The organism is Candidatus Neomarinimicrobiota bacterium (genome assembly GCA_041862535.1).
Classification (GTDB): Bacteria; Fidelibacterota; Marinisomatia; order SCGC-AAA003-L08; family TS1B11.
Genome location: JBGVTM010000009.1, coordinates 1 through 15,587, shown reverse-complemented (window position 1 = coordinate 15,587; position 15,587 = coordinate 1). Strand labels below are relative to the sequence as shown.

Genomic DNA, 15,587 nt, shown 5'->3' with positions numbered 1-15,587 from the left:
TCCCCTTTTGGAGAGGATGTACCTTGAATATCAGGAGCAATTCCGACGCTGGGCGACTCCCGGTTTGTGTTACCATATCTGGACGGCTGGTATGCCCACTGGACTTGCCCCTGGCGGGCATAAAATCGTAGTTCGAACCCGCGACCAATATGGCAAGGCATACGAGGGAGCACGCGTCTTTGAGATTGAAGGTATCCGGTGAACCGGCGGGAAAATCGGGGATAAGCGGCGGACAGCATAACCGTCGAAGGGAGGGAGGTCTGTCGTGGATCCTTAGCCTCCTCGTACAACTCCCGAGCGGTTACGCTTATTGGTGGTTCCAGGTCCAAGGATCGGTCTTCATCGCGTAAAGGTTTTCCAGCATGATCCTTTTCCCGGCCAATTATTTATCGAATGGTCCGGAACGCGCTCGTTTGGAGAAATGCTTATAAAGTCCCCAGGTGACGATGAAGGATATAAGAAACACTACGAGCGGTATAACCACGCCTAGCGTGGGATTCCCTACGCGGGAGGCCTGAAGGAAGATAAGCATCCGGCTCAGCTCCCTTCATCGGGTGGAGTGATCTTACCCGCTTTTCTCTTCCGGTAATGAATCCACGCAAATATCAGTCCCGTGAACGAGGCGATATAAGCGATAGACATCCCAATGACTACGCCAAAGCCTTCACTCATTCGATTTCCTCCCAGCGGACGATTTTTTCCAATTCCTCCAGGTACTTTTTCTGCTTTTTTTCATAGTCCTCGGAGATTGTTTTCAATTTGGGATCGATGACCCAGTGCATCAAGACCGTAAGCACGACGGCTGCGCCCAGGATGATAAACCCGACCTTCAACAGGAGCATACTGAGAGCCACTCCGATGGCCAGGGCGATATAGGCGAGGGGGGAGAGGATAATGGTGATCCAGTCTTCTCGGGCCCACTCATCGGCCGCGGCGGGTGTCCACTGCCTGCGAATCAAAGCCATATTGCATCTCCTCCTAAATCTGGTTAACCGATGTTTTGCCTAATTTAATTCATTCAATGCGGGTTACTTGTTCCAGCAGGCCTCTTTTTTCAGCCTCTCGCCGCACCGGTCCCCAGAAGCCAAGGGGCCGGGACATGACGTAGTATCTCACCAGATGGTCCATATTCTCCGGCCTGGTCAGGAAGGTCACCGGCAGATAAATGAATCCCGTGAGGAGCATGAGGGCCCAGAACTGGAGGTAATCCGGCAGAGCCGGGATGATGTTAAAGGCCGGCAGGATCCACACCACCAGCCACGAGAGGCCCAGGTTGGCCATCCAGGCGGAGAGGTAGCCCCAGGCGTTGAACCGCCACCAGATCACCTGCAGGATATTAGGCAGCCACACGCCGGCGGCCATGATCCAGAGGGCGAAGATGAGCCACTTAGTGATTTCGGTCATCATCAGGCCTAACAGGAAGGAGCCCAACAGGATCATGAGAGTTGAAAAGCGCCCGATCCAGACGAGCCTTTCCTGGGAAGCTTGAGGATTGATATAGTGATGGTAGAGGTCGCGGGTAGCGTACATGGCGCCGAGGTTTAGCACACTGGAGACCGTTGACAGGTGGATGGCCAGGATGGCGGCGAAAAAGAAGCCGACCATACCGACGGGCAGATATTCAAATCCTAAGCGGAACCAACCCAGTTCGTAATCGCTTACTTCTTTAATGTTGGGGAACATAACGAAAAAGCCCAGGATAGCGGCGGCCCAAATTGAGTTGCGCATCACAACCAGAGCCGTCCCCCACCAGATGGAGTAGGAGGCATCCCGAACCGACCGGGCGGACTGGATACGCTGGGCCTCAAGGTACCAGTCGATGGAAGTGCCCATGCCGAATCCGCCGATGAGGGCGATGATCATCATGGTGGCGAACCAGGCGATGGGGAAGTCACCCGAGAACCAGCCCGTGAAGGCAAATGGATTCAGCCGCCAGGACTGGCCCATGTCTGCCAGCTGTGAGACAATCTGTTGGGGGCCCCCGGCCGCGACGACTCCCCAGATCGACACGATCAGGATGGCGGAAAAGGCGACAATGCCCTGCTGGAAATCCGCCATGACCACCCCCCAGTAGCCGGCCGTCAGGACATAGATGGCACAGATCGACGAGAAAATCACCAGCCCCATCCAGGCTGGCCAGCCGAACAGGTAACCGCAAATCATTCCCATGGCGATGCCCACCCAGCCCATATTGAACATGGTCATGAAGACCTGCCAGCCGGTCATCCACCCCCGCAGCAGCTCGCTGCCCAGACCGCTAAAGCGCAGGCTCTGCCACTCCGCCTGCGTATAGGCCAGGGATCTGCGGAATATTCTGGTGGAGACAAAGGCACTGATCGCGCACCAGGCCGAGAAAAAGGCGTACCAGATACCCGTCAGGCCATGTTTATAGATCACACCTGTCACCCACATGGGGGTATCGACGGCGGTATGGGTGGCATAGACCGAAGATGCCGGCAGCCACCAAGGCAGGCCCCGGCCTGCCAGAAAGAAGTCCGACTCGGAGCGCCTACCAAGCTGGTAGAAAAGGACCCCGCAGCTGATCATAAGGAGAAGAAAAAGGATGATCCAAATCCAATCTAACAGTGCAAATTGCGCCATTTTGTGTTCCTAGAATGAACCGAGAATTTGTCTGCCTCTTTCAGTGCTGCCCTATGTGATGGATATTCCCTTTAAAGGTAATTAACCGGATTGACCGCCGAGGGCGACACAAAGCGCCGCATAGTCACCGATTCGTTCGCCCAAGGCGGCTGGTACCACCCGGCAGACGGTGGCCGCAGCGGGTAGGGCTTCCTTACTGATCACACTTCTGGCCGGTTCTAAAAGCAAATCGCCCAATCGAACTCCCATACCTCCGATGATAATAATCTCCGGATTCAGAATATCAACCAGGATGGCTAAGCCCCGGCCCAGGAAGTCGCCACTTTTGGCGATCACCTTCAATGCGAGAGGGTCATCAGCCAGGGCCCATTCGACCACGTCTTTTCCGGTCACCTCTCCCGGTGGCTTGTACTTTTTCAGCATTTCCGAGGGGCCGATTTCCTCGCCCAGGCAGAGCAGCTCGAAAGCCATCAGTTGGGCGAGGCCGGTACCGCTGCAGAATCCCTCGAACGAACCGCGCTTATGATAGCCTACAGGGCCCTCCTCCGCCAGGCGGATATGGCCGGCTTCTCCGCTCAGGTCGTTCGTCCCGGCGTAGAGTCGGCCATCCAATATCAGACCGGCGCCGAGCCCGGTTCCGAAGGTGAGAAAAATCAGGTTTCGAGAGCCTTTCCCCGCTCCGAACTGCCACTCCGCCAGCGCCCCCGCATTGGCATCATTTTCTAAAAACACCGGCAGGTGGAAGGCTTCCTTGAAGAACGCGCTGAGCGGCACTTGATCCCAGCCCGGCAGGTTGGGGGGTGATAAAATCAGCCCCTGCTTGCTATCCAGCGGTCCCCCACAGCTGATTCCGATGGCGGCAATCTCTTTTTGGCGGGTGTATTGCTCGATACAACTGCGGGCCCGCTCCAAGGTGGATTGCCAGTTATCCAGGCCGGTGGTCGTCGGGAATTGGTCCCGGGCATAAAAGCGCCCATCCGCGCGGGCGAGAATGGTGGTGGTTTTGGTGCCGCCAATATCGATCCCGGCATAGAATCTATCCGACATGCGTCCAACTGCCTTTCAAGATGGCACCCTTGCCCTGATGATTATCTGTTTGCCGATCCAGGTCAGGCACGACTCATCCCAAACGCACGGCAAGGCTGGCCGAAGGTTTCAGCTTACCATATAGCACCTGCACCGCGGCTCGAAGATGCTCTCGTCCACCGGCGGTGAAGACGGTAATGACCGTGGGGAAATCGGGTGGAGCAGCCATCTGGAAGGGATTGTTTGAAATCACAATCACCGGCTTCCCGTGCTGATGGAGCTCACGTACCAGATCGGACATGGTGGCTGCTGCCTTATAATAGTAATAGTTGGTGGTGACGATTACCTCCGCTTCAGCCAGCCGGCGCAGCACCCGTTCCCGGTCGAACTCATCCGGGAGCATCGGGATCTCTACCGATGCCACATTCGGCGATTCAAGACACATTTCCTCCCAGAGCATTCCCGGGTGGCAGGAGTTGTTATTGGCCATCTGGTGGGTTGAGAAGACCTGCTCTACCAGGAGCACTTTCTGTTCAGGTCGCAGGGGCAGCCGGTTTGCTTCGTCGCGAAGTAGCAGCACGGACTTTTCGGCAGCTACCTGGGCCGCGGCGATCACGAAGGGATCATTTATTGGAGTGCCAGCCAGCTCCGGGTCAACCTTGCCGCCGTTTTCTACGAGCCCCATGTCCCATCTCAGACCTAAGATGCGGGCGACTGACTCGTCAATCTGAGATTCGGCAATTCGTCCATTCTTGACAGCCTCGGTCACTGCCTCGAGGATCCGGATCCGCTGGGGACTTTCGTCGCGGTACAGAATAATGTCATTGCCGGCCTGAATGGCCCGAATAATTGCCTCCCGAATCTCGAAGCGCTGCAATATACCGCCCATCATCATATTATCGGTAGTAATGATACCCTTGAAGCCTAGCTCCTCCCGCAGCAGCTCCGTGACCACTTTTCGGGAAGTGGAACCGGGTACGTCCGTCACGCCCAGGGCCGGATAGCAGCAATGGGCACTCATAATCGCTGGCAGGCCGGCGGCGATGAGAGCGGGGTAGGGGGCGATATGGGTCTCAGTCAGCAGGCGTTTTTCGAGACTGACGGTCGGGAGGCCCCAGTGTGCGTCGGCCACCGATTCACCCCGGCCGGGGAAATGTTTCCCGGCGGCGATCAAGCCGGTTTCCTGAAAACCGCGCAGCGTTTCCAGACCATATTTGATGACTTCTTCCGGCTGGTCAGAGTAGGCGCGGGTACCGATCTCGGGGTTCATCGGATTGGTGTTCACATCCAGCACCGGGGAATGGATCATGTTAGCACCTACGGCCCGGGCTTGTTTCCCGATAGCGACCGCCACCTTATAGGCCAGTTCGGGCTCGCCTGAAGCTGCGAGACCCATCGGGTGGGGGAACAAGCGCTGGCCATTGATTAGGTCATCGGAACCATTGCCTTCCTGGTCGATGGTAAAGTGAATAGGAATGCCCAATTCCCTATCAAGGGCATAATCCCGGAGCTGGTTCAGTACGGCAGCGTACTCCCGGGGCGTACAGGCGACGCACTGGCGGGGATCGGCATAATCGCGATTCTTTCCCCGGGGATATTCCAGCGACCGAAGGATGTTTTGGTTCGGTTTTGTGCCGGGTTTTATGTCGTGTAGTAAGGTTTGGGTCCGGAACTTTAAGGTGATTCGCAATCCGCCGACGTGATACTTCTGGATAAGTTCAATGATATCGGGGGTAATAACCGGTCCGGCGAAACCGAAGGCCATCATTTGGCCGACCTTTTGCGCCAGATTCAGTTTGCCTAACAGTTCATCGACCCATTTTGCTTTTCTATCGATCATGAGGACTCCAAACAGCTATAGTTATTTTATAGATTTATTATTTTTGCACAAGTGTTCAAAATAGCCGGTTTTCACCCGGATTAAAAACCGCCTGGCGTAGTGTATTCGAAGTCGCTTACGTGCCCGCCCGCCTTGCGCCTGGCATGCAGGACCCGGCGGTTGGTTTCGGTCACCATTTCCACGAACGGCTGATAGGCTTCGTTCTGGTCGTTGACAATACCGGCATTGCGTCCGCGGTACCGTCCCACCGGGCCATAGCCGTTGCACCATTTATAAAAGTGGGCCCCTACCATGTAGGGCAAATAGGCCCAGGACAGCAGCGTGCGGTTGTAGGCCTGGCCTCGTTCCTCCATAGTCGCGACGATCTTGTCCCCCCACTGGTCGAGGGGGATGTTGGATTCATTGGCATGGAAGGAGAACTCGCCGATGAGCAGGGGCCGTCCCGTCTGATCATGTAGATACTGCAGCAGTGCCATCTGGTCCGGGGCATACGACCCCCCGGAACGGGCATAAAGGTTGGTGCAGACAATATCATATTTGCTGAACAGGTCGATAAAATTGCCCACTTCTTCGACCGCCCTGGTCTTGGCACCCAGCGCGAATCGGTTGCTGATGATGAGATGGTCCTGGTCATATCGGCGGATGATGTCTACCGTGAAATCAACATAGGTCTGCATGAGATAGCGGACAAAACCATGCAGATACTTCTCAGCGTTCGGTGACGGGTCCTGATCGGGAATATCCTCCGCTATCTGAGCGAAACTGGCGTATTGATAGTTTTGGTCCTCGGTTGACCAGTTTTTATTGAGCCTGGCGATATCATTGTCGTACTGCTTCTGCAGCCATTCGGCGAGTTCCTCCCGGCAGTAGCGCGAATGGAGGTAGCGCGTCAGGTTTCCCATATTGATCTCGTTGTCCACGAAGTAGCCCACCAGCCAGGGAGTGCCGCGGTATAGGGAGGTGATACCTTTGACCAGTTCTTCTGCGCGCGCCTGCCATTCAGGGTTAAACGGATCCACCATGGCGTGCTCGCCGAAATCGTTTACCATCCCCTCGCGGTTGCGCACGCTGTACGCTTGATCACCAACGGTGGTAAAGCCGATGAAGTGCAAGGAGGGGAATGGTTCCTCGCCGCGGGCAACCAGTCGCGTGTTCAGGTCATAGAACGCCGGGCCGGACCAGGAGCCGGAGGTAGTGAAGTTCCATTTTCTCAGTCGCGGTATCTGGTCTTCCAGATAGCGGGATTGATCCCCGCCATATTGCTCTTCGATGAGCTTGCTGAGAGTCGGATTCTCCCACAGGATATTGCCCATGCTCTGGATACCGATGCTCCAGGTCAGGCGGCCTTCAGGATCAACCAGCCACCAGACGCCGTCCACCTGCTCCACGCTGTAGAAGCCTGTGGCCTTCACTTTACGCTGTTTCGAAACTGTTTTTAGGGCCGGGGTTTTCTGGTGGTAAGGCGGCTCGAGTTCCGTCGCTTCTTCCGGGGTCAAGGCTTGCACAGAGATGTCATCTACATAAGCAATCCCGGAATCAACCAGACGAATGATAATTCGCATTTTGGCCTGTCCCTTGCGGGGCCGGATATACACCTGCTTATGGCGCCAGCCGGTTTGCCCAAAGTCGGACACCCGGATATTCCTGGTCTCGGTCCTTGCAGAGACAATCTGTTCGTATCCCAGACAGTTACCTTCCGCGTCCAGGATGGAAAAGATGATCCGTAAGTAATCGTGATACCGCATTCCATCGGCATCGATATAGGCCTCTGCCAGGTGGGCAGAGTTGGGCTCAATGGCGAAATCTTGGGAGTACCAGGCCGGGAAAGCCGGGGCATCCGTGAGGCACAAGCTCCGGTTTCCGGTGCGCCCTTTTTCGGCCACTCCCCAGCCTTGTTCGCGTGGCAGGTATCCGCGCGCGTAGCCGCTGACAATGTTCCAGTGCTCAGGTAGGTCGACCTTATACTCAGGCGGATCAGCTTCGGTGGCCGGCCGCGCCGGCTGGAAATTGATCTGAGGCACCGAGAGGACGGTCGCTTCGAAACTCGGGTTGGGAACCAGATTCTGACCCTTCCCGCTGAGACAGGGAGAGAATCCCAGCAACGCTATTGACAGAGCCAAATGTGCAGACATAGACATCTTCATCAGATAACCTCCTCGATTAAATCGATTTTGGATAACTTACTTCCCGCGGCCGGCAAACGATTTAATCCATCAGTCCTGTCCATTATCTTTTACCTCCCAGGAGAATTCATCCCTGATCATGTTCTTAGACGCGGTCTTCCATTCCACTGAACTTTGTGCTCGCCTTCCTCCACGGCTCCTAACTTCACCGTGACTGACTCGCCGTCGGAGAAGGTGAGTGCGACTTTACGCCCGGCACAAATGCAGCCGGTAACCAGAGCCAGTTCCGCTTCGATATCCAAATGCCCAGGACGAGCGATGACCTCGCAGACAAGGATCGCCTGGGCAAGAACCGGTTGCCTGGTCTTCAGGTACGGTAGACACGAATACTTGCCCAGTGGATTTACGCCCACCGACTCGCTGGTGTCAACGGCATCATATCCGCTGAGGGACCGGACGCAGCACTGGGCAGCTTGCGTCCTGACGCTGATCCAGTCGTCTCCCTGCGTGATAGTGGGCGGCGGTTTATCATAGGCCAGCGAATATCCCCCTTCATACACCAGCGGCCGGTTGGGGCTAATCACCCAGTGAACCCTGATCTGGTGATCACCTTTGATGATGATGGCCGATTCGATCCGGGAATCCCGCTTCTGGCCGTAGCTCTCACCGAAAGGGTAGTGGTATGAGATCGCGACTCGACCAGCTATGTAGAGTGGATGAATCCGCTCCCGGTGACTGAAGCCGCGCTTCTCCTCATAGAGGCTGATCATATTGCCGCAGACCAGGTCGTGTTTGGTGGGGCCGAGGTCGTTGAAAAGGTGGCTGGAGTAGGCGAATTTCAGGTAGAGAAAATCCGAGGCGGGAGTTTTCCAGTCGGTGGGTGCATTGACGTAGGAGTCGCTGCCCTGATTGATCAGCTGGATATGGCCCGTAGCTTGATGTCCCTGCACGAGGAAACCGGGCACCTGGTGGCTGATGCAGTAGTCTCCCTTTTCAACCGGTAGCGGTTCTTCCACCGCGGTCCAGAAAGGGTGATTTTCGGGCATCAGGAAGGCGGCGAAGACCTTATTCAGCCAGAGGGGCGAGGCGGGCCCGCTGTATTTTTCCGCCAGGGGCACAAATTTTCCGGTCCAGCCTAAGGGGATACTGCCGTCGGCATCGAAAAGGTCATGTTCCCAGAAGAACTTCAGGCTCTGGCTGCAGAGGCGTCGGGTTAAACCGGGCGGGAGTGGGGAATAGCCCTTCCAGCTCCCCAGAATCGCTGCGGCCACGAGGGCACAGCGGTAGATGATGGAGCGCCCGAAGGCGGGGTGCGAGGCCGTGCTGCTGAAGTAATGGGCGAATTTCTCAAGGAACAGCCGGCTGCGCGCCTGGAACACCGCCACCAGTTCCGGTCGGGTTTTATCCGGGTCCATTTCATCCCACAGATGCGGGTAGAAGTGCAGTGCCCAGGGGTTATAATAATCGAACTGGGGGCCCACGCCATCGCGATACCAACCTTCAGCTTCATAATAAGAATCGTAGCGGTCGAGATAGAAGTCAATCTGGTCCTGATAGAATTCCTGCCCGACGGCTTTCAGGAAGGCGTTGATGATGACCCCGAAGAGGACCCAGTTTTTATCTTCAAATGGGAATTGGAGGATATGTCGCAGCCAGCGCCCAATTTGATCCTTTTGCCGTTGTGAAAATGAGTCCCAGATCAAAGGCCGGGAGAAATAGAGCCCGATAGAGATGGAGGCTGCTTCGACCATATACTGGTGCTTGCCGGAGATTTCACCCCAGTACTCAGGGTGATTTGGGTCGGTCCCATGAAGTAAGCCTTGCTGATAGATATCTAACCAATCAACCTGTGTGCCGTTCTCAAGAGCCAGCTTCCCATTACTTCGATGCTTCAGCCAAAAGCCCACCAGCAGGAAAGTCCTGGCAAATCCTTCCACTCCATCTGATAGTGGGCCATAAATACTCGGGCGGGTGCCCTCAAAGGTGACAAGTGCTCGCCCGGGCGAGAAATGGGGATGCACATTCCGTAGTATCGCACTGGCCACAGCCAGCCAGTCATGGTAAGTCCAGCTAGTATATGGAGATAAAGATGTTGGTTTTAGTTTTGTACGCACCACATTACCATAGAAATGCTCTATTATAAAATCCCTAACCAGAACATTATCAGAGGATTACGCACTTGATAATACCTGAGCTGTTTTAAGCGCTTTTCGCCGGCCCTTTAAAAACATATAAATACCCAGCCCGATGAGAAATGTGCCTTCTCCCAGTGCGATGAATATTGAGGATAACTCCGTCAGAAAAATGGTTGGTACTACGATGATCAAGCCCACCGCGAAGAGCAGCACCCCAACGACCTGCAGCATCGAGATGGCATCCGCGGCCACCGGCTCGGCCAGCTCCGTCTCAGTATCAATGGGCGTATCCAATTTCTGGAAGAAAGCCTCGATCCGTTCCCGATCAACCTTCGGAGCCCGGTTCCAGAAGAGCCGCATGACCGTAAAGCTGGTTATGGAGGTACCCACTACGGCAAAAGCCTGATACCCCAGATGCAAGTCATAGACGTAGCGCGTGGTGTAGGCCACTAGGAAGGTGATCGCAAAAGAGAAGATAGCGGTCCAGGGGGGTGTTTTCCGTACAATGAGTCCGAGTAACAGGGCCGTGGCAACCGGCACCGTGATGACCTGGGAGATATCCTTCATTACTCCGAAGACCCCCCCGCTGTGGGTGGTGAGGATGAGGGCTAGCATGGTAGCTGAAGTACCGATGAGCAGGATGCACAAGCGACTGGCCCAGAGCAGATGTTTTGGTGATGCGGCCGGGTGGATCAGTCTTTGGTAGATGTCCTTCACTAAAACCCCGGCCATGACATTATAGCTGGAGTCGAGGCTGGACATAGTAGCCGCGAAAATAGCTGCCAGCAGGACGCCTATCAGTCCGTGGGGCAGGACCTGGATACACATAACAACGTAGGCCGCTTCGGAGGGATTTTGGAGTCCAATGGCCAATTCACTGAGATCGGGGTAGAGGATGCGGGCGGCCATGGAGGGGATCATCCAGAGGGAAACCCCGATAAAGAAGAGGACCGAAGCGGTAAGTGCCACTTTACGCGCATCACGCTCATCTTTCACACTGAAATAGCGCTGGACGGTAGCATTGGAGTTGTTGCCATAGAACATCAGTAGCATCCAGCCGATAATAAACAGCACGCTGACGTCACCATGTCCGAGGGTGAAAAAGCCCTCCGGGACTCTGGCGATGAAATCGCCAATGCCTCCCACTGCGCTCAGGCTGAGGGGGGTAGCCACCATGGTCACCGATGCCACGATAATGAATTGGAGAGTATCGTTGGTGGAAACACCCCATAAACCGGACAGGACCGAATAGCTCAGCATGGTGAGTCCGGCCACCGTGACAACAATGCGAACGTCCACCCCGATGGCGACAGAGATGAAAATGGCGGTTGACAGGAGTTGTAAGCCGACGATAAACCATTTCATGATCACGTATACCCAGGAATAGAACTGGTGCGTGACACGATTGTAGCGTTCGCTCATGAATTGCATGACGGTCGTGATGCGACTTCGGCGCCAGCGTTTGGCGAAGATGAAGTATGACAGGAGGACAGCCACCGCGCTGGCCCAAAGGATGGCGGCGCCGGAAATGCCACTTTCGTAAATCTTTCCCGCCCCACCGGTAAAGGTCCAGGCACTGAAGCCACTCATAAAGGCAGATAACCCCGCCACCCACCAGGGGAGCCGGTTGCTGCTCTTGAAGAAGTCGTTGGCGCTCTTAACGTATCGGTAGAAGAAGAATCCCACCCCGACCATCAAGAGCAGATGGCACCCCATAACGGTGTAATCTATCAGCCATAATCTGGGCACGGTTTAATCCTCACAGATGAAGTTCAAACTTGAAAAGTATACTCGGTCCCATCACTAAATCCAATCACCACCCGGTCCACCGATGGATGCACACTCGTCACGAGATCCAGCTTCTCGCTGAGCTTCTCTTTCGGTCCAAACCATGTCCCGCTGAGACTGACGAAAATATGCTTACCCGGCTGGAGCTGGCCGCCCACCAGGGTGGGGGTTACCGATTGGCCTCCGAGGGTATGATGATTATGCGTTTTTTTCAGTAGAGCTTCAAGTTGATCAGGGCTTGTATAACCATACAGATTCTTGATAAACGATCCGCGCTCACCATTCCAGAAGGCAAGCATATCTTCTTCAACCACCGCCTCCACTGCCTTGTCAAAGTAGTTCAGGGCGAACCCACCTTCCCTGACGGCGGCCAACGCACACTCGGTCTCGAGGGTATGGACCCGCAGCTGGCAAAATTCTTTTAAATAGACCTGGGTGGTGACTTTTACGGAACGGTCGCCTTTCGTTTTTGTCTCGTAATCGGCGGAATACGCCCTGGTATCTCCGACTTCGCTGAATGGGAATCCGGATAGGGGGTAATAATAGCTGGCGCCATAGTTGTCATCGAGCCTGATAAAATGGGGAATAATCCGCTGTGAATGCTTTTTCCCGTCAGGGGAGACTGAAAACATGTTATCACAATTGTAGCCGTTTGGATCTCGCCGCAAGTCGATCCCGAAGTGGGATGAGTAAGCATAGTTCGTGTATTTCTTGGCGTACTTAGTGTTTTCCCCTTCTCTCTGATGCCACGCCCGGTGATTGATAATCTGCACTTCACCGGTTTGGTGGTTTCCAGCGACGAGCATTCCGATATCCTTTTCCTGGAGTACATAGCTCCGGCGCTCGACCGGCAGCGGTTCTTCAGGATCCTGCCAGAAGGGATGGGATGGAGGCATCAGGAGGCTCAGGAAGGCCGCACTTGCCCAATAGGGGGAACCATACTGGCTGTAAGGTTCTATCAGCTCCAGATTCTCGCCTACGTAGCCCATGGTGGGTGTCAAGTCATTGCGTAAATACTCGTGTTCCAGATAGTATTTCATTGTCCCTGATACGAGGCGGCGGGATTCACCCGGGGCCAGGGGCGATATGCCCAGGAGTTCGGCCCAGATGAACGGCGCGGTCAGGGCCGGTCGATAGGCCCAGGAACGCCCCCACATGGCAATGGCGCCATTGGAGCCAAAGAACCTTCTATAGCTGTTCACGAATTTTCTCAGGCAGTCAGTGATCCAGTCTGCCTGTTCCTTATCTAGGCTGCCCATGAATACATAGGCCGGCAAAAAGTGATGGAATCCCCAGGCGTTGTACTGGTCTACGGAATAGCCCCGCTCGTCGTCACCGTCCATAAACCACCCGCTGCCGATGTAGAAACCCTTCACCTGGTCCAGGCAGTGCTCCAATTCGCTCTGGTCATATTGCTCCCCCAGTGCTTTCAGCACGCTGTGGGTATTGGCCACGAACAGGTACCAGTTATTATGTGGAATTGTGTGTCCGGTGGTGGAAAACAGCCACTCGGCCACCTGCTTCCTTTCTTTTGGCGTCAGCTTGGTCCACACCAGCCCGCGGGCGACACAGATGGCTAGCGCCGCTCCGGAGATTTCCGCTATCCACTGGTTGTTCCCATATCGATCACCGATATACTCGGGATGGGCCGGGTCAGAGGCGGCGAGGAGTCCTTCGATGAACTGATCGAGAATATTCACCGAACGGCCGTCTATCGTGAGGCTGGTTCTGCCGGTGCCGGCCATCCAGGAGGCGAGCAGCAGGCGGGTGCGGGTATACCCCTCCATCCAGTAGAAGGATTTCATTTTTTCGGGCTCTGGCAGGTAGGCATCCATCCACCGGACCGGATTTGGCAGGGCCAGGCCACCTTTACCGGGCGTTAGGTAAGGTTGAATTGCTGCTATTTCTTTCTCTGCCAGTTCCACCCATCGTTCCCTGGTCCAGCCCGTGAATGGAGAAAGTACCGGGTCTGCTTTGGTCTCAAATATTATCTGCACAGTTTTTATCCTGTTTCTATCATGATTCAGCATAGCGTTTTCGATAGCGTTCCGCGACCTCAAATATTGTTCGGATATTTTCATCTGGAGTTCCATAATCCAGGTTCACGCAACAAAGCGCCGTCTTTTGCAGCGGTCCAGCATTCCTCATCAAGTTGACGATATCATTTTCGATTTCTTCCTTCGATTCCGATAACATCCGGGCCGGGCTCAATCGCAAGCTCAGGAATTTGTCCGGGAAGGCCTGTCGGCAGAGGTGCACATCCGACCCCCAGCCCACATCGAAGAATGTTGCCCCATCTACCTGTGTGAATCCAGGTATCATCCTGTGCATGTCGTCCCCACAATAATGGATACCATAGGGCCGGAATTTTTCCGAAAAGGTTTGATCATATTTCAAGAGATATTCCCGGTATTGATCAGCGGAAATCATTGTCACAGTGCAATTCGAATGCAGATTTATTTTAGGATTGACATGCGCTACAATCCTGTTTACCGAAATGGACGTCGTCCCCGTTTTTAAGATCATAAAATCGAGAAATTGCGTTATGACATTGGCGACGGTATCCAGTAATCTGTTTGCAAGGCCTGGATTTACACAGTAATCCACAAATAGTTGCTGCCCCCGGAGATTAAGAGCTACGTTTTGTACTCCTTCCCAGTTGATATCCCCTTCCACATAGTCGAACTTTTGCTGGAGCGTAGAAAGCAGCCTTGAAAGATCGCCCATGACCTGTGTGTCCAGAATATTCGGTGTTTCAAGCTTTTCAATCTCGTTATCGGTGAGGTTGGCCGTAATGACTTCCGGGGAGGCATCGTCAAAATATTTAATTTCACATCCGAGGATGGCCGAAATGATAAATCCTGCTGCCAGCAGAGTACCTCCAACCATAGGACGTGGTTTGGCATCTTTCTCACCCAATCCCAGGTCCGGGAACCTTTCATAGAGATACTGGCGCATCAACCGGTTGCTTTCCAGCCGGGTCTCCGAGTCGAAGAAAAAGTCCCTGTTAAAACGAACGCGGCAATTCTTATTCCACCAGTTGGGATGAAACACGACTTCAACGGGCAACAATTCAAGCGATACCATATTCAAACCATACCTCTGACTGCTTCTCAGCGGAGTACAGTCATCTTCATGACTTCGTTAAAAGTACCCGACCGCAATCGACAGAAGTACACACCACTCGGGAGTAATCCCTTACTGTGATCCCAGGCGTTCCATATTACAGTATGTTCGCCTGCATTCCGGATGCCATCGAATAGCGTAGCGATCTCCTCGCCCAGCAGATTATAGACGGCCAGATGAACTTCAGTGGTTCGCGGCAGAGTGAAGTTGATGCGAGTGGTTGGATTGAAGGGATTGGGATAATTCTGGAATAATTCATACTGCTCTGGATTCAAATTACCCTGATCATCATGCCGGAGCGTTCCGTCCCATATGACGTAAGGCCAGCCGGCGTTTTTACCGTGCTGCCATACGCGTTCGGGCTGGTTTTCAGCCCAGTAGGTGCCATAGGCGTCATCGAGGAAGGCCAGCATCCAGAGATCATCACCTTCGGCTTTCCAACCCCCAAACTGATTTTCCCAGCGTACCTGGAGGGCATAGCCGGCGCGATAGATGGCACTATCGGCCACATTCCAAATCGGCATTCCGGCCCGCTGGAGAATGCGCGCGCCAGACACTATTCCCTGCAAGGCTTCCCAGGCGTAACCGGTGTGTGCGGGAGGATTACTGAAGGAAGCACCCCGCCGCATGTCGTCAGGCATGATGCCGTCGATGTTCAATCCTTCCTTTAAAGCGCTCTTGGGATTGATCAGACGCAGGTTATTTTCTTCGAGATGCCAGGATAGATCGATGGGTTCCGGTCCACCATATTCCAGCGTATCGGGCTTGGGTCCCACGACGGCCTGAATCCAGTAGTCGCGCACCTCGGCCAGGCTGGTAGTGTCCTGCAGATAGGCGTAAATGGCACACAGGGAGCCGAAGGCGTGAGTACCCCAATTGTTCGGGCGCAAGTGGAACATATACAGTAGAGTTCGGCTATCTTTGCCGATATACACCTCGGCCACATTG

The 15,587-nt window shown here is 54.5% G+C and carries 11 protein-coding genes; 1 reads left to right on the top strand and 10 read right to left on the bottom strand.

What is annotated here, in order from left to right:
• A partial coding sequence (locus ACETWG_00360; GenBank protein ID MFB0515041.1) for a metallophosphoesterase occupies nt 1-202 on the top strand: 202 nt, incomplete at its 5' end.
• Between the two features lie 466 nt (nt 203-668).
• Here the strand turns inward: ACETWG_00360 and ACETWG_00355 are convergent.
• The 10 genes from ACETWG_00355 to ACETWG_00310 form a co-directional block, all read right to left on the bottom strand.
• Nucleotides 669-965, bottom strand: coding sequence for a hypothetical protein (locus tag ACETWG_00355; GenBank protein MFB0515040.1), 297 nt, complete (start codon nt 963-965; stop codon nt 669-671).
• A gap of 49 nt (nt 966-1,014) precedes the next feature.
• Complete coding sequence (locus ACETWG_00350) at nt 1,015-2,601, bottom strand: sodium:solute symporter family protein (protein ID MFB0515039.1); 1,587 nt, start codon at nt 2,599-2,601, stop codon at nt 1,015-1,017.
• 81 nt (nt 2,602-2,682) lie between these two features.
• Nucleotides 2,683-3,648 (bottom strand): ROK family protein, encoded by a 966-nt coding sequence (locus ACETWG_00345; GenBank protein ID MFB0515038.1) that lies wholly within the window; start codon nt 3,646-3,648, stop codon nt 2,683-2,685.
• A gap of 73 nt (nt 3,649-3,721) precedes the next feature.
• A complete protein-coding gene (locus tag ACETWG_00340) occupies nt 3,722-5,467 on the bottom strand; it encodes a glycoside hydrolase family 3 N-terminal domain-containing protein (protein ID MFB0515037.1) in 1,746 nt (581 codons plus the stop codon).
• Nucleotides 5,468-5,547: 80 nt separating this feature from the next.
• Nucleotides 5,548-7,599 (bottom strand): beta-galactosidase, encoded by a 2,052-nt coding sequence (locus ACETWG_00335; GenBank protein MFB0515036.1) that lies wholly within the window; start codon nt 7,597-7,599, stop codon nt 5,548-5,550.
• Nucleotides 7,600-7,727: 128 nt separating this feature from the next.
• Nucleotides 7,728-9,704, bottom strand: coding sequence for a DUF2264 domain-containing protein (locus ACETWG_00330; GenBank protein MFB0515035.1), 1,977 nt, complete (start codon nt 9,702-9,704; stop codon nt 7,728-7,730).
• Nucleotides 9,705-9,761: 57 nt separating this feature from the next.
• A complete protein-coding gene (locus ACETWG_00325; GenBank protein ID MFB0515034.1) occupies nt 9,762-11,474 on the bottom strand; it encodes a sodium/solute symporter in 1,713 nt (570 codons plus the stop codon).
• A 23-nt stretch (nt 11,475-11,497) separates the two neighbouring features.
• Nucleotides 11,498-13,510 carry a DUF2264 domain-containing protein gene (locus tag ACETWG_00320; GenBank protein ID MFB0515033.1) on the bottom strand — a complete coding sequence of 671 codons (2,013 nt, stop codon included), beginning with the start codon at nt 13,508-13,510 and terminating at the stop codon, nt 11,498-11,500.
• Between the two features lie 19 nt (nt 13,511-13,529).
• Complete coding sequence (locus ACETWG_00315; GenBank protein ID MFB0515032.1) at nt 13,530-14,600, bottom strand: uroporphyrinogen decarboxylase family protein; 1,071 nt, start codon at nt 14,598-14,600, stop codon at nt 13,530-13,532.
• Nucleotides 14,601-14,626: 26 nt separating this feature from the next.
• Nucleotides 14,627-15,587: T9SS type A sorting domain-containing protein (locus ACETWG_00310; protein MFB0515031.1), on the bottom strand; the 961-nt coding region annotated here is incomplete at its 5' end.